Raw genomic sequence first — 15,980 nt, 5'->3', positions numbered from 1 at the left:
TTGAAAAAAACTGTAATCGTAAGACAAAATGACTACAATCAATTTCATGCACAGGATTTTTAAGAACGTTTAAATGAAAGTTACTAGTATCTCTCGTAAATTGCTGACCAGAGTATTGTCCTTTTATTTTGTTTTAACTTTTTTAGTTACCTGTGTGCAGATTGGTGCCGAATTTGCCAACACAAGAAAACACATTAACGACGAATTGCAAACCCTTGAAAAAACCTTCTCTAGCAGCTTAACCCGTGCCGTATGGGAGTTAAATACGCAACAAGCTATAGATATTGCCGAAGGCTTAGTGGCAATTCCCATGATAAAAGGTATTAAAGTCAGTGACGAAAATAACCAAGTTATCACCCAATTAGGCGCTGAATTAGATCGAGATAAAAAAGCCGTTCAGCAAAGCTTTTTTAATATCAACGCACTTTCCGATGGCCTGTTTGGTCACACTTTCCCACTCATTTTTGAATTCTCTGGCCGAACGACTAAAGTCGGTACCGTTACTTTGCTATCGAGCAATCAAGTTATTTTTAACCGTATCGAAGTAGGTATCTATTTTCTGATCGGTAATGCCATGGTTAAAACAGCGGCGCTCGTGCTTCTATTTTCAATTGCGTTTTCTAAATTACTCACCAACCCATTAAATGAATTAACCGAACAAATTAATCAATTTGATATGGATGATCCGGAAGCGTCAAAAATTCATATGGATAATTATGAAGAAAATGAGCTGAGCATATTACAAAATGCCTATAACAACTTGTTATCAGAGCTGGCCAAATATAAAGAAGAGCTGGCTAATGCGCAGCGAGAAATCATTGCCTCAAACCGTAAACTAGATGAACAAAACTTAATGCTTGAACAAGAAGTTGCTAAAAAAACCTCTTCTTTGAGCACTACCATGTTAAAAATGGAGCGTCAGCAACGTGAATTGATGGCGCAACAAGAGCAACTTAAAGGTGAAAATAAGCGTCGTAGTAATACCGAAAAAACCTTATTGGAAACCAACAAAGAACTAAAATTATCAATTGAAGAGTTAAACAGAGCTCAGGAACGATTACTTGATGCAGAAAAAATGGCAGTACTTGGCGCTTTATCTGCCGAAGTATCGCATGAAATTAATACCCCTATTGGTGTCAGTATTACTTCTACCAGTTTTCTTGCCGACTTACTGACAAACCTCAAACGTGACGTCGAAGAACAAAAGCTAAGTAAACGTGGGCTAGAAGAGTTCACTAGTAATGCAGAGCAAAGTGTTGCGCTATTGGTAAACAACTTAAATAGAGCGTCGGAGCTTATTACCAGTTACAAACAAGTCGCCGTTGATCAAACCAGCAATAAAATTAGACAGCTAAATATGGCTAAATATATTGATGAGATCATCCATTCACTGCACCCAAAACTCAAAAAAACCAATCACAGTATAAATATCGACTGTCCAAAAGATTTAATTGTACATTGTCATGCAGGTGCTATTGCTCAAATAATTACCAACTTAATTATTAACTCGATTATTCACGGTTTTGAAGGGATTAATCGAGGCAAAATTAATATCGCCGTTAAAATGCACAATAAATGTATTGAGCTTAAATACGAAGACGATGGCGTTGGCATGCCGGCGGAAAACCTGGCCAAATTATTCGATCCATTTTTTACTACCAAAGCTGGAAAAGGTGGTACAGGTCTTGGCACTCATATCATTTATAACCTTGTTACCGATACGTTAAATGGCACAGTAGAAGCAGAAGCAAGATCACCTTCTGGGCTTGTCTACACGATTCGCTTTGACGACATGGTTTAGTAATTTTCTCCCCGAAGATTCACTAGAATAAATTAAAAATTGCGATTGCCATTAATTAAGGCTTTAAATTGGTATAAGATACTGCCCTTGGAAAAACAACTCGGCATCTTTTGCCTTTGGAAAAGTCATAATGTGGTTTAAGAATTTATACTTTTTTGCTTTTACTCGTCCGTTTGAATGGACTGAACAAGATATTGAAAAACTGTTGAGTGAGCACTTATTTACCCCGTGTGCTTCTACAGAAATGTCGCATTTTGGCTGGGTTAATGCCATGGGTAAGCACAGCAATAACATAGTGCATACCGTTAACGGTAATCATTTGTTATGTGCCAGAAAAGAAGAAAAAATCCTTCCAGCTCCTGTCATTAAAGATATGTTGGAAGAAAAAGTAAACGCCCTTGAAAATGAGCATTCTCGTAGTGCGACCAAAAAGGAAAAGGAGCAGTTTAAAGAAGATATTATTTTCGAATTGTTACCTCGCGCTTTCTCACGTGTTACTGATATGCATGCCTATATTAATGCGCAACATAACATCATAGTGATCAACTCAAGCAGCAGAAGCAAAGCTGAAGACTTTTTAGCCTTACTTCGCAAAGCATTAGGTACCTTACCTGTTACTAGTGTATCACCAGAGAAAGCACCAGATGAACTGATGACAGACTGGCTAACCGACGCACAGTTTGGCGAAAACTTTCAACTAGGTACAGAAGCTGAATTACACGGTTTGGGCGACGATGGCGCTATTATTCGTGTTAAAAAGCAAGACTTACAGAGTGACGAAATAAAAGCTCATCTAGATGCAGAAAAGTTTGTTGTTAAATTAGAGCTGGAATGGGATGACGCAATGTCGTTTATCCTATGTGATGACTTTGCTATTAAACGCTTAAAATTCTTCGATGTTTTACACGAGCAAAATGATGATATCGATAAAGATGACGTTTTAGCAAGACTCGATGCAGACTTCGCTTTAATGGCGGGTGAACTAAACCGCTTTATAGACGATTTACTTGCAGAGTTTGGTACAAAAACAACAGATTATTTAGAAAAATAATCGAAATAAAAAGCCCATCAATTTCAATAACTGATGGGCTTTTTATTTACAATATTGAAAGACGTTTTAATTAAGTAAACATAGATTTAACGTCATTGACCATTGCTCTAAATTCGTCACTCTTTAAAAAATCTTCGTCAGGTAAAACACCTTTCTTAATATAACTACTTGTTAATGCTTGCTGAGTTGCTTCGTTTTTGAAGATGCCGTGATAAATCGCACCCGCTCGAATAAAGTCCAAATAATGAACTTCACTTGGCAATGTCGTTAAATCACTCCAGCTTTCAACTATGTGGGTCAACTCTTCAGACATTCCCCACGCTTTTGTTACCTCAGCACCAACACGACTCGATAATTTAATGATCGCTTGTTGTAAAAATGTTGGATTAGCGAATACATCTGGATGGCCTTCTGCTTCTGTCAAGATAGGTAACACCCCAATGCTGTGAATTAATGCTGCTAAGGTTAAGGTATCTAACGCTAAAGACGTATGTTTATGTTCACGTTGATAAAAAGTCATTAAGCTAATGGCAACGGAGGCGACGTCAATTGTTTTTGCCCATGATTTTTTCAAATACAAGGCAACAATTTCATTTTTCGAGACAAAAACCTGTTCAAGCGCCATAGCGGTGGCAATACTTTTAATTTGACGCAGGCCAATTCGAGTGACCGCTTGGTTAACTGTTTCTACTTTTACACCACGCCCTAAAATTGCACTATTAGCCACCTTCAACATCCCCATTGAAAGCGCAGGGTCATGAGAAATAATCTCACTCATTTTTCCTAAATTAACTTCTGGATCGTCTGCAGCTTCTCTTACTTGAAGTGCTATCTCAGGTAGGGTTGGCAGTACCAAAGACTGCTGTTTAATCTTTTCGATGAGTATGGTGTACAGCGCGTTTTCAGTTCCCATAGAAGGACCTCTTAAATTATTGTTTATAAATTTAAAAGTAGCACATTTTTTCTATGTTCTAGTAAAAAATAATAGAAATATTTATGAATATTTTGAACAGTAATTTTTAAAAACTTGCGCCAGATCAACTTTTTTGTAGATTGCTCATTTTACCAGCAAAAACTACCTCTACTTGCCATTGCAAACCCTGTTTTGGCTCACTATAATGCGCCGTTTTTTTAACCTGATTGTAGTAGGTAACATGTTTAAACCTGAGTTATTATCCCCGGCTGGCAGCCTTAAAAACATGCGTTATGCCTTTGCATACGGCGCTGATGCAGTTTATGCAGGACAACCAAGGTATTCACTCAGAGTACGCAATAATGAATTTAACCTTGAAACCATCAAACAAGGCATAGATGAAGCACATCAGCTGGGTAAAAAGTTTTATCTAGTAAACAATATTGCCCCTCACAACAGTAAATTAAAAACATTTTTAAACGATATAACGCCTGTTATTGATATGCAGCCTGACGCTTTGATCATGTCAGATCCCGGCTTAATCATGATGGTACGTGAACAGTTTCCTCATATGCCTATTCACTTATCAGTCCAAGCAAACGCGGTAAATTGGGCCACGGTAAAGTTTTGGCATCAACAAGGGGTTGAACGCGTTATTTTATCTAGGGAGTTATCTTTAGATGAAATTGAAGAAATTCGTATGCGCTGCCCTGAAATGGAGCTGGAAGTATTTGTCCATGGCGCCCTGTGCATGGCGTATTCTGGTCGATGTCTACTTTCGGGTTACATTAACAAGCGTGATCCCAACCAAGGTACATGTACCAACGCTTGTCGTTGGAAGTATGACGTACATGAAGCAAAAGAAACCGAAACTGGTGATGTGATAGCACAGCCAGTCAATATTATTACACCTGAAAAACCTATTGATGATGTAGTACTGTTGCAAGAACAAGGGCGTCCAGGTGAATATATGCCAGCTTTTGAGGATGAACATGGTACTTACATCATGAACTCGAAAGATTTACGTGCTGTGGAACATGTAGAGCGCTTAGTTAAGATGGGCGTTCACTCGCTTAAAATCGAAGGTAGAACAAAGTCGTTTTACTACTGTGCCCGCACGGCTCAAATTTATCATCAAGCAATTTTAGATGCATTGGGCAACAAACCATTTAACCCGGCATTAAACCAAGGGTTGGAGCATTTAGCACATCGCGGTTATACAGAGGGCTTCCTACGTAGACACAGACATGGTGATACTCAAAACTACGATTATGGTTATTCGAAAAGCGATACGCAGCAATTTGTTGGCGAAGTTGTTGGTCGCAATGAAGCAACCGGATTAGTAGAAATCGATGTAAAAAACAAATTCCTTGTTGGTGACGAATTAGAGTTAATGACACCAAATGGTAATATGAGTTTCACTTTAACTCATATGGAAAATACCAAAGGTGAAGCGATCACTGACGCGAAAGGCTCTGGTCATAAAGTTGCCATTGCCTTTGATTCGCCTTTAGATCTTAAATTTGGCATCATCATGCGTTACCTCACTGAGAGTGGCACAACACGCAACCCTTTTGATCAGCAGGCAATTTAATGGCGCTGATCATTGAAAGTTCGTGCATAAATTGTGATATGTGCGATCCAGAGTGTCCAAATCAAGCCATTACTTTAGGGGCTGAGATCTACGAGATCGATCCAAACAAATGCACAGAATGTGTTGGCCATTATGACAAGCCAACCTGTGTATCTGTTTGCCCTATAGATTGCATTAAGCCGGATAAAAATCATGTGGAAACTGAAGACGAATTGCTGGCAAAATTTTTAATCATGCATGGATAACGGTTAAACGCCATTTTATAGCTTTACCAGCCACGTCAAAAACATGACCTTGTGGCTGGCTCATTTTTTGCTTTGCCTCTGTACGCTATGGTTAGCAACAAACAAGGATGCAACGCACATGATCCATAACAATCTAATAAACTATCAAAGCTTCAACTTAACGAACAATGAATCAGCAATTGGAATTAAAAGCACCTCGCCGCTTGAAGAATCAACAGTAAATAAGACAAGTAACGAACAAGCTGACAAAAAGCCTGCTGACATTCATCTATCAGATCGCTCTACACGTTTAAATGCTTTATCTAATGAGTTTTTTAAAGGTGGCTTAACCATGGTAAATATCGATAAGCTGGTCGAACGCGCTTATGAATACGGCTTAATTAATCAACATGAATTTGCCAAGTTGTCGAAATCGTCCAATGTAAATAAAACTGAAAATGCTGAACTTGACGAGCAAACTAAAACACAAAGTTTAGCCCAGTACTTAGCCGACTTTTCAAAGAAAATTCAGAAAGTAAATGAAGAAGCTGAAGAAGATAAAAAGCAGCAAGCTAAAGTACTTTCAGATTCAGCATTAGCCGCCAGAGCTATTTTAATAGACGTTGAAAAAGCCAAAGCATCAGAGTCATTTCAGCAAGACTTACAAACGGCCAGAGATAACCTAAAGACAATCATCGACAGCGAATCATTTAGTAAAATGTCGGTAAAAGATAGAACAGGTTTAACTCAATCCGTAAAAGCGCTAGATGTGGTTCAACAGCTGTCCCCCCAGCGATTAACCAACAACAAAGTGAATCAGTATTTACAGGTGTTTAATCGCTAATAAAGTGACACTAGCAACAAACTGCGTCACTGGCGTCACCATTGCCAATAGCAAAGAATGTTTTTTGAAAAGAAAGTTGTTTTAACATCTACACAAATACAATAGCAATTTTCAAAAAACAGAAATATAAATAGTTCCCAATGCGATGAAATTGTTATACATGTGAAGCACAATGGTAAGCCAAAGGTTATTGCTCTTAAATCGTACATAGTTAAGGAAGACAGACGAATTGAAAATAAGGGCAAGACCTATATAGCTCATGGTGGAAGCATGCAAAGCGGTAAATAAAACACAAATAACTAAGTGGCCTAAATATTTGTTTTTATTTTCATCTACTAACCCTTGATACAAGAATCCTCTAAAAAACAACTCTTCTGCAAACGGGGCCAAGATCACCAAAACAATACAGCAAATGAATAAGTTATCTAATATAAACTCATCACTTAAAAACAAATCTTGTGTTGGTTCATCAACAAAGCTAGAAAAATAACCTCCTAACAAAATATATAAGGTGAGTATTAATATGAATTTAACTAATTCTTTTACTTTAGGCGGTTTGTTGAGCCGATATTTAGCAATAAAACTGAAATTACCTCGACATAAAGAAAGTAGAAACAGCAACGAAATCGTGAAAATAGAGTGAAAAGAGATAGATACAAGGATTGAGTTTTCTGACGAAATTAATCCTTGGTAAACGTCTAATAAGTTGTAAACGATACCATCTAACAGCATTACTACAAATAAAATAGTAATGCCCAACCAAAAAGTTTCTTTGGCGCTCCATTTATGGGTAGATACGAGTTTCAAATTGATCCTTGGAAAATTTTTAATACGTCAATGATAAACACCATAGGTTTCTTTCTTCCCTGTATTTCCGGCTTCCATCTTTAATTTGCCGGTCGTTAATTTACTTTTGATATTAAAAGTAAAAGTTTAAATAGGCTGTACCTTGAATTTGATAGTCTCAAGTTCAGCCAGTTATCTTTCTAAGCGCTTTCAAGCAAGTTAAAAAGAGCGGGTTACTTTCATAAAGTTCGTATCACTATATCCAAGCGACTAGTGTCGAAAACGTAGGATTAGGATTAACCACAAGCAATTTAAAAAGGTTGTAAATAGCTTGTATAAAGGTTGCGGCGGGAGCTGCGGAGCAAATAATAGAAAAAGCGATGGTGAAATTAATCACCACCGCTTTAAAAAAGATAATGGTTAAACGAGTTCGTAATTAAACGCTAAACGGGTATTTAATGGCTTCGTGATACTGATAGCCTTCTACAGAGAAATCATCCAACGTGACCCAAGTTTCAAGATCTTCCAAGGATTTTATCTCTGGGTTAATAATAAGTTTCGGCGACTCAAACGGTTCACGCTTTAACTGTACATCGCGCATTAGTTCAAGTTGATCTTCGTAAATGTGAGCATTAACAATTTTATGATAGGCCTTGCCAGCTTTGTGGCCAGTAATTTGCGCCATCAGGGCTAAAAAAGTAAACACTTGAATTTGATTGAAGTTTAAACCGAGAGGCACATCGCAAGATCGTTGATAGCTAGTTAGGTACAAGGTATCACCTAATAAGGAAAAAGTATGGGTGTGCATACATGGTCTAAGGCAACCCAAATCAAACTCTCCAGGGTTGTAAAACGTGATGATTTCACCACGATCGTCGATACCGTTTTTCAGGTTATCAACTACCTTTTTTAATTGATCTAAACTCGAACCATCAGGTTTTTGCCAGCGGCGCCCTTGAACGCCATAAACACGCCCCATGTCGTCTTCGCCTTGTCGGCTCGGGTTACTCAGCCATGCTTCGTTGTCATTAGCGTTAGCATTCCAAGTATTACAACCAATTTCTCTAAATTGTGCAGCACTATTGTAACCACGTAAATAGCCGAGCAGCTCAGCAATGGCCGCTTTCCAAAAACTTTTTCGTGTGGTGATAATTGGAAACTGATTATTGGCCACATCATACTCTAAGTCAGCATTAATCAGTGTTAGGCATTTTTTGCCTGTTCTTTCATTGGTGACCCACTGACCATTGTCGATGATGTTTTGACACAAAGCTAAATACTGTTTCATTGAAATTCTCGAAGGCGATTAGATAAAAAGTTCTCTGCAAGATTGTACGCTAATTGCTATTTAAAAATCATCCTTATCGCGACAAGAATTAAAAATCCGGCAAAAATTCGTTGTAAATAACGCACAGGTAATTTGCTTGCCCACTTAACACCAAGAGGCGCCAGTAGTGAAGAAGTTAAAATAATACCGAGTAAAGCGGGTAAATAAACGTAGCCAAAACTCCAAGCAGGTAAATTATCTTGATCTAATCCTGTGATCATAAAACCTAAAGCGCCAAATATAGCCACTAATAACCCACATACCGTTGCAGTGCCAATAGCATGACGAATAGACATTGAATAATAAGTTAACACAGGCACTAAGATTGCCCCGCCAGCAATACCCAACATACTTGATATGTAGCCTGTTCCAAAACCAATTAGCCTGACAATAAAGCTTCTTGGCATAGGTTTAGTTTTTTGTACTCGAATAGAAAACAGCATATAACTGGCCAAAATAATCACAGCGGTAGCAAAGGTAAAGCGCAAAAAGTTCTCAGAAAGAGAGTCAGCAACATAAGCACCTAGTAAAGCGCCAATCGCGATCATCACCATCAATTTTTTAGCGATAGGCCAAGGAATATTGTTATTTTTATGATGAGCAAATGTCGCCGAACTAGAAGTAAAGATAATAGACGCAAGTGAGGTAGCAATAGCGACAGGCATGACTAACTCACCTGAAACACCAAGCAAAGGGAGTAAATACACGAGTGCAGGCACTATGACTAAGCCACCTCCAATGCCCAAGAGTCCAGCTAAAAAACCAGCCAAACACCCTAATACAGCACAGGATATTAAAGCACTTAAAAACATAACTGATTTCCACTTTCAGGAGAATGAGTGGAGTTGAGATACACTACATACCAGCGCGAACAAATCCACCCAAGCCAAGTTGTTCTAATTGTTCATTCAGATAATCAACAACTTGCTGAGCATTAACAAAGGTTAATACTTTCGACAAAATGGCTTTTGCAATTTTAAAATCTACGTGACGAATAACCCACTTTATTCTAGCCACATTGTGTGGGTTCATACTTATTTTATCATAGCCCATTGCCAGCAATAATAAAGCGCCGGCAGGCTCACTTGCTAATTCTCCACATAAACTTAACGGAATATGATGCCTCTTAGACTCTTGTGCAATCATATTCAACGCTCGAAGAACTGACGGATGATAAGGCGTGTAAAGGCTTGCCACACGGGCATTGTTTCGATCTACCGCTAATAAGTATTGTGTTAAATCGTTGCTACCGACAGAAAAGAAATCCACTTTTTTTGCGAGATCAGCTAACTGAAAAATCACTGAAGGCACTTCTATCATAATGCCAACTTTAGGTTTGACTAAACTGCACCCTGCGTCGAATTGCATTTCACTGGCCAACTCAAAGTGTGCCTGATTAATTAACCTCAGCGCTTCGTCAACCTCTCCAACACTTGAAATCATGGGCAGCATAATTTCTAGGTTGTTGCTGTCTTTATTTGCACGCATCATTGCCCGCACTTGCAACAGAAAGATTTCAGGATGATCTAAAGTAATACGAATACCACGCCAACCAAGAAATGGATTGTCTTCAACAATGGGGAAATATGGTAGAGATTTATCTCCCCCTACGTCTAAAGTACGCATGGTTACTGGCAAGTGGCAAAAGTTATTTAATACCTCGGCATATAAATTGGTTTGCTCTTGCTCCGACGGAAATCGACTTCTATTCATAAAAGGAATTTCCGTACGATACAAACCAATGCCTTTAACATTGTCCTTAGAATTTTCAAAAGAACCAGCAGATAAACCCGCATTTAATAATATATCTATTCCTTGGCCATCAGGTGTTTCAGCTGGTAAATTTTCTACTTGTTTAACTTTAGTCGTTAAGGCACTCTCTTCAGCAATTAAGTGTTCGTACTCTCGAATAAGTGACTCACTGGGGTTAACATAAAGATCCCCGCTGTAGCCGTCGATAATCACTAACTGACCATCTAATTTACCCAAGGTAACTTTACTTGCTCCCATCACGGCAGGAATATCTAATGAACGAGCAAGTATTGCCGCATGTGAGTTGTTAGAGCCCAGCAGTGACACTATGCCTTTTAATCCCTTATGCTGATATTCAGCAACCATAGAGGCTGTTACATCCTCGGCAACTAAAATAAAATTTTTGGCTAAGGTTTTGGGTTTACGCTCTAAAGATCGTAAGTTGAATAAAATGCGATTACCCAAGTCTTTTATATCAGAAGCTCGTTCCCTGAGATAATCATCATCTAGCCCTTCAAACTGAACCACATAACTGTCTATAACATGTTTGAGAGCACTTTCTGCAGCCCAGCCGAGTGTAAGCTGTCCATCAACCTCTTTGCCAAGGCTAGCGTTATCTAACATTTGTTTATACATTTCAAAAATGTCTAAACTACTATCAGAAATATTAGCGGCTAATGTACTCGTCATTCGTTCAAAGTCTTTTCGAGTAGAAGCGACTGCTTTTTTGAACCGCTGCTTTTCGTGCGCAATATTATCGGTTTTAAGCATGGCAACAGCACGCAGATCTGCACTAGGCTCTACCACTAACACTGTCGCCATTGCCACCCCAGCAGACCCTGCAACACCTTTAATTGCGGCGCCCCACTGAACGTTGCCTTGATAATTAGCCAACAACCTATTTACTTCGGCATTAGCCATTGAAGTGGCAATTTGCGCCGCTAAAGTCACCAAAAAGGCTTCTTCTTCTTCCGAGAAATTGCGAGAGGTTTCTTGCTGAATTGAAATAACACCTAGCACTTTACGCTGGTGGATAATAGGAGTACCAAGAAAAGCGTTGAGATTTTCTTCTTTTACTTCTGGTGCATGAACAAAGTGAGGATGGCTGCGCGCGTTAGCAATATTTAATGGCTCTTCACGTTGACCAACAAGACCTATTAAACCTTCGCTAAAACCGATAGATGTTTGCCCCAATGACTCTTTTGCTAAGCCATCTGATGCCATTAATAAGAAGTGTTGCTTTTGGTGATCTGCCAAATAAATTGAGCAACAATCAGTTCTTAATACATTTTTAATTTGTGTAACGATACGATTAAGTGCGTTCTCTAATTCACTTTCCTGGCTAAATTCTAGAACTATTTTTCGTAAACTCGTTAACATGCGGTTCCTTTAAATAACAATAACTTGGCTATAACGCCAAAACATTAAATGCAGGTTACATTAGGTATAGCCTATAAAGTATTTACTACAGTATGAAGAAATCAGCTCACTATATGAAAACAAAGATCTCAAGTGAGCTTATTTATAGCACATAGCTATAATCAACTGCGCCGTTTGTTGCGGCGTGGAACAGACATCGTCGGTAGTGCAAATTCTTTCATCACTTTTCGATATACATCGCGCTTAAAAGCCACTACTTGTCTAACAGGATACCAATAACTAACCCAGCGCCAATCATCAAACTCTGGGTGTTTGGAATGTACTAAGTCAATAGCTGATTCCTTTGCTACCAACTTAAGCAAAAACCATTTTTGCTTTTGTCCAATACACACAGGTTTACTGTCATGTCTGATTAATCGTTTTGGTAACTTATACCTTAACCAATGTTTACTTGATGCAACGATTTTTACATGTTCCGGTTTTAGTCCGACTTCCTCGTACAACTCTCGGTACATGGTTTGTTCTGCTGATTCACCCTCGTCAACTCCACCTTGTGGAAATTGCCAAGAATGCTGACCAAAACGTCGCGCCCAAAAAACTTGTCCCCTGTCATTGATTATAACTATGCCGACGTTGGCTCTATAGCCTTCGGCATCTATCACAGGAATTCCCATAAAATTTGTTATGCCACTGATTCTTCCACATTAATCAAAGATGAGCAAATAAAATATAAAAGGCCAATTTAACATTAAGGTGTGTTCAGCTTTAAGGTAGAAATATTGTTCAGTTATATACCGTTAAGCACTTCACTAACTGGCTAATATTTTGAGTTAAATACGTTGTACCTACTGGCAAATCCCTGTAAAGCTTTTCTAACCGCCACCTTTGCTTAAAAAATAATTGCTAACCGAGCAAACTCAAACAAGCGACAAGCACAATATTTACCTATGACTAACCCGTTTAAACCATCTAAAATTTCAGTAAGGTTTCACTAGCGCCCTATTTCACTATTGCTTGTCACTACTCACTTACCCATAATAAGTACCCCAAAGAAAGCAGTCACGTGATTCATCCATGATAAAACCCGCAGCCCCTGACAACGAACAAGAACTACTCGATAGAGCGATAGCTTTAGCAGGTATGACTCTCGGGGAAATAGCCGCTATGCATAACATCAGCATGCCAAAAGATCTCAAAAGAGAAAAAGGCTGGGTTGGTTTGTTGCTCGAACACGTATTGGGAGCTACCGCAGGCTCCAAGCCTGAGCCCGATTTCCCCGCATTAGGTATTGAACTTAAAACAATTCCAATCAACCGCGATGCCAAACCTTTAGAAACTACCTTTGTTTGTGTTGCACCTTTAACAGGGCTTACAGGTGTGACTTGGCAGAATTGTCACTTAAAACACAAATTAGCTCGTGTTCTTTGGATACCTATTATTGCTGAACGTGATATTCCGATTGCACAGCGCATTGTTTGTGCACCTTTTATTTGGAGCCCTTGTGCTGACGAAGAGCAACTACTTGCGCAAGACTGGCAGGAGCTCACCGACATGATTGTATTGGGTGAAGTAGAAAAAATTCATGGCAAATATGGTCAGGCATTGCAACTTCGCCCCAAAGCGGCCAATAGTCAGGCAAAAACTAAAGCGTTTGACAAAAATGGCAGACCATTTTTAACTTTGCCTCGAGGTTTCTACCTAAAAACCAGCTTTACTCAGCACCTAATCTATAAACATTTACATGTGAGTTAACGACTTAACAATATAACCACACTTTTTTAATGGTTATTTGTTCTACTATGATGACAAGCAGATAAAATCACCTATGCTTAAGTCAATAGATAATAATAATTTTGAGTGCGAATGAAGATTGTTCAAAAGTTTGATCGTTACATAACAACGCTGTACTTTTTTACGATTATAGCGGTAGTTTTTACTGCCTATCTAACATTCAAAGAGGTACTCGATAGTTACAATAAAAGTCGTTATCAATCACTTCTTCCTTTGTTTACCACCGTTAAAACTGAAATAATCCGCCCTATAAACGTCGCGCATTTTATGGCTGCTGATCCGTTATTGATTGAACTAGTCGAAAAAGAGCAACTAGATACAAACAAAGTTCTGCGATATTTAAAAAGTTATGCCGATAGTTACAATATGTTGACCTTCATCGCGCTTGAAAAACATCAAACTGTAATTGACTCTTCCGGTGAGCAATTCTCCCTTTCACACGAAAAAGCCTCTTGGTATCCAAGATTAAAAACTAAAGAAGAAGTTAAATTCACTGACATGGGTAAAGAGAATGACCCTCGTTTATACGTTGATATTAAATTGTTTAATCGCAACAGCGACTTTATTGGTTTCATCGGTGTTGCTATCAATCTAGATAGGTTTGCCCAAATTTACACGGATTACTATGAACGATTTGGTTTTGAAGTTGTATTTGTAAATGACGCCAATGTGGTCACGTTAGATTCAAATGCACTCATGAAGCCTAAACATGCCGATCGACACACTGACCCTGTCAGTGTTACCAGTTTTGATTGGTATCAAGAAATGCTGGTTAATCAAGATAAATACCAACTTAATAACGCCGTAGTGTCTTCAGATAGCACTAATAGGATCATTTCTCAAATGCCTATTCAATCATTTAATTGGCGCATGTTTATCATCTCACCACCAACATCCCAACAAAGTGAATATTGGCAAATCTTTTTAACAAGAATGGGCTCTTTGTTACTAGTCATATTGGTTTTATATTTCTTCTTTATTTCCATTATCGATTATTTTAAAAACCAACTAGTGGAAGATTCTGAAACAGATCACCTGACGCAGCTCCCCAACAGGACTTACCTGACATGGCGCTATGAAGAAATGGCCAGTAAATATCATAACTTATGTGTTGTTATCGCAGATATAGATCACTTTAAACCTATTAATGATGATTACGGACACAATGTGGGTGATGACGTTCTAAAAGCAATCGCCAGTCATTTAAAACAATCGCTACGTAATAACGATTTAATAGGCCGTTGGGGCGGAGAAGAGTTTGTTATGTTATTACCTAATACAAAATCAACAGACGCCAAAGAGATTATTGAAAGAATAAGACAACGTATCGAAAAACATCAATTCACTCACCGGGAGGTAAAAAAACCTTTTGGTCTAACGGTCAGCTTTGGTATTTACCATAGCGAGTTTGGATTACATAGCCTGAACGATATCGTCGCTCAGGCTGATAAAGCTTTATATAGGGCAAAATCCCTAGGTAGAAATCGAATAGAAGTGCTTAATGAGGCGTAGTCTTGACTCGTATTTTTTGCACTACACGTTTTTTTTGACCTGACGATAAGATACGAGGTTTGGCATCTGCCGCTTCTAAACACACGTATTCGTTTTCACCACCTTCATGAATATCGGCCATTGACTCTGCTACTGTTTTACCAGGGTTCCACAAAACCCAATGACTACTATTTTCAGTACTGACGATAATATCACGATGCCAACCTGCGTCATGTATCACCTGCTCACTACTATCATAATAAACTCGATCGATCTGTCCAACACAATCATCAAGCTGGTCTTTTTGTAAACTTTTGCCAGTGACTTTATCATCAAACAGTATGCCGTCTAAACTGGCAACTTTGGTTGCTTTGGGCGAACTGACAGCAAAATAGGTATGCAAAGCGTGGCCAAGTTCAATATCGTTACCCGTTGTATTGGTTATTTCAATTGACTGTTGTAATTCAGAAGAAAATACCAGTTTTTGTGTGAGTTCAAATGCGTGTGGCCAGTGTGCATGCATATTTTCTCCGGAAAGAATTAATACGACTTCGACACTTTCTGCTTGAATATTGACCTGCTGTAATTGCCATTGTGCAGTTCTTGCAAACCCATGGTTACCGACATTTTCGTGATCTGCACTAAGCTTAGGACCAAACCAAGGCCAGCAAATTGGAATGCCTCCTCGTATAGCTGTCCCGGGTGACAACTGCGCGCTTTTACTTAACCACAATACCGGCTTTTCATTTGCTGGTTGCCAAGCTAATACATGACCAGCATAAAGACTTACGCTGGCTGTACAGTTGGGGTGTGTAATCTCTAAAATATCAATATGTTCACTGTATTTTACTTTTACAACATTGGCGTATTCTGTCGATTTTACTACCGTTTTTTCCACAACTAACACTCTGTTTATTTTTTAAGAAGTGTACCTTGTCAAACAGGCGAATAAAAGTCTGAACACACAAAGAAAAAAGGCCAAGCAGTCGCTTGGCCTTTGATTAACTAACCTATCGTTTAAACTGA

General features: G+C 38.7%; 14 protein-coding genes. 7 read left to right on the top strand and 7 right to left on the bottom strand.

Annotation, left to right across the window (positions count from 1 at the left end):
• Positions 1 to 73 precede the first annotated feature (73 nt).
• Complete coding sequence (locus IE199_RS04465; protein ID WP_189767686.1) at positions 74 to 1,801, top strand: sensor histidine kinase; 1,728 nt, start codon at positions 74 to 76, stop codon at positions 1,799 to 1,801.
• A gap of 130 nt (positions 1,802 to 1,931) precedes the next feature.
• Positions 1,932 to 2,852, top strand: a complete 921-nt coding sequence (gene rdgC, locus IE199_RS04460; protein ID WP_189767684.1) for a recombination-associated protein RdgC — start codon at positions 1,932 to 1,934, stop codon at positions 2,850 to 2,852.
• Positions 2,853 to 2,922: 70 nt separating this feature from the next.
• Here the strand turns inward: rdgC and IE199_RS04455 are convergent, their stop codons facing one another.
• A complete protein-coding gene (locus IE199_RS04455; RefSeq protein WP_189767683.1) occupies positions 2,923 to 3,765 on the bottom strand; it encodes an HDOD domain-containing protein in 843 nt (280 codons plus the stop codon).
• Positions 3,766 to 4,006: 241 nt separating this feature from the next.
• Between IE199_RS04455 and trhP the strand changes: the two genes are divergently transcribed.
• The 3 genes from trhP to IE199_RS04440 all read left to right on the top strand — a co-directional run bounded on the left by trhP (position 4,007) and on the right by IE199_RS04440 (position 6,427).
• The gene (gene trhP, locus IE199_RS04450; protein WP_189767681.1) at positions 4,007 to 5,359 is read left to right on the top strand and encodes a prephenate-dependent tRNA uridine(34) hydroxylase TrhP; all 1,353 of its coding nucleotides are present in this window, start codon (positions 4,007 to 4,009) and stop codon (positions 5,357 to 5,359) included.
• Entirely contained in the window at positions 5,359 to 5,604 is a 246-nt protein-coding gene (locus tag IE199_RS04445) for a YfhL family 4Fe-4S dicluster ferredoxin (RefSeq protein WP_189767679.1), read from the top strand. Before trhP ends, IE199_RS04445 begins: the two co-directional genes overlap by 1 nt.
• A gap of 118 nt (positions 5,605 to 5,722) precedes the next feature.
• On the top strand, positions 5,723 to 6,427 hold the full coding sequence (locus IE199_RS04440; protein WP_189767677.1) for a hypothetical protein: 705 nt from the start codon (positions 5,723 to 5,725) through the stop codon (positions 6,425 to 6,427).
• A 111-nt stretch (positions 6,428 to 6,538) separates the two neighbouring features.
• Here IE199_RS04440 and IE199_RS04435 read toward each other — a convergent pair whose 3' ends face one another.
• From IE199_RS04435 to rppH, 5 genes are all read right to left on the bottom strand, one after another.
• The gene (locus IE199_RS04435) at positions 6,539 to 7,234 is read right to left on the bottom strand and encodes a CPBP family intramembrane glutamic endopeptidase (RefSeq protein ID WP_189767676.1); all 696 of its coding nucleotides are present in this window, start codon (positions 7,232 to 7,234) and stop codon (positions 6,539 to 6,541) included.
• Between the two features lie 415 nt (positions 7,235 to 7,649).
• Positions 7,650 to 8,501: a thymidylate synthase gene (locus IE199_RS04430; protein WP_189767674.1), complete on the bottom strand. Its 852-nt coding sequence runs from the start codon at positions 8,499 to 8,501 to the stop codon at positions 7,650 to 7,652.
• A gap of 56 nt (positions 8,502 to 8,557) precedes the next feature.
• Complete coding sequence (locus tag IE199_RS04425) at positions 8,558 to 9,352, bottom strand: sulfite exporter TauE/SafE family protein (RefSeq protein WP_189767672.1); 795 nt, start codon at positions 9,350 to 9,352, stop codon at positions 8,558 to 8,560.
• Between the two features lie 43 nt (positions 9,353 to 9,395).
• On the bottom strand, positions 9,396 to 11,672 hold the full coding sequence (gene ptsP, locus IE199_RS04420) for a phosphoenolpyruvate--protein phosphotransferase (RefSeq protein WP_189767670.1): 2,277 nt from the start codon (positions 11,670 to 11,672) through the stop codon (positions 9,396 to 9,398).
• 161 nt (positions 11,673 to 11,833) lie between these two features.
• Positions 11,834 to 12,334, bottom strand: coding sequence for an RNA pyrophosphohydrolase (rppH, locus tag IE199_RS04415; RefSeq protein WP_189767668.1), 501 nt, complete (start codon positions 12,332 to 12,334; stop codon positions 11,834 to 11,836).
• A 412-nt stretch (positions 12,335 to 12,746) separates the two neighbouring features.
• Here rppH and mutH point away from each other — a divergent pair, with 412 nt between their 5' ends.
• Positions 12,747 to 13,424 carry a DNA mismatch repair endonuclease MutH gene (gene mutH / locus IE199_RS04410; protein WP_189767666.1) on the top strand — a complete coding sequence of 226 codons (678 nt, stop codon included), beginning with the start codon at positions 12,747 to 12,749 and terminating at the stop codon, positions 13,422 to 13,424.
• 111 nt (positions 13,425 to 13,535) lie between these two features.
• Positions 13,536 to 14,975, top strand: coding sequence for a sensor domain-containing diguanylate cyclase (locus IE199_RS04405; protein ID WP_189767664.1), 1,440 nt, complete (start codon positions 13,536 to 13,538; stop codon positions 14,973 to 14,975).
• Here IE199_RS04405 and IE199_RS04400 read toward each other — a convergent pair.
• Positions 14,962 to 15,852, bottom strand: coding sequence for a D-hexose-6-phosphate mutarotase (locus tag IE199_RS04400; protein ID WP_189767662.1), 891 nt, complete (start codon positions 15,850 to 15,852; stop codon positions 14,962 to 14,964). The two genes, IE199_RS04405 and IE199_RS04400, sit on opposite strands and share 14 nt — an antisense overlap.
• Positions 15,853 to 15,980: the final 128 nt, after the last annotated feature.

The organism is Thalassotalea marina, from assembly GCF_014656435.1.
Classification (GTDB): Bacteria; Pseudomonadota; Gammaproteobacteria; order Enterobacterales; family Alteromonadaceae; genus Thalassotalea_C; species Thalassotalea_C marina.
Note: the sequence above shows the minus strand (reverse complement) of the source record. Positions and strands in the feature narration are given on the sequence as shown.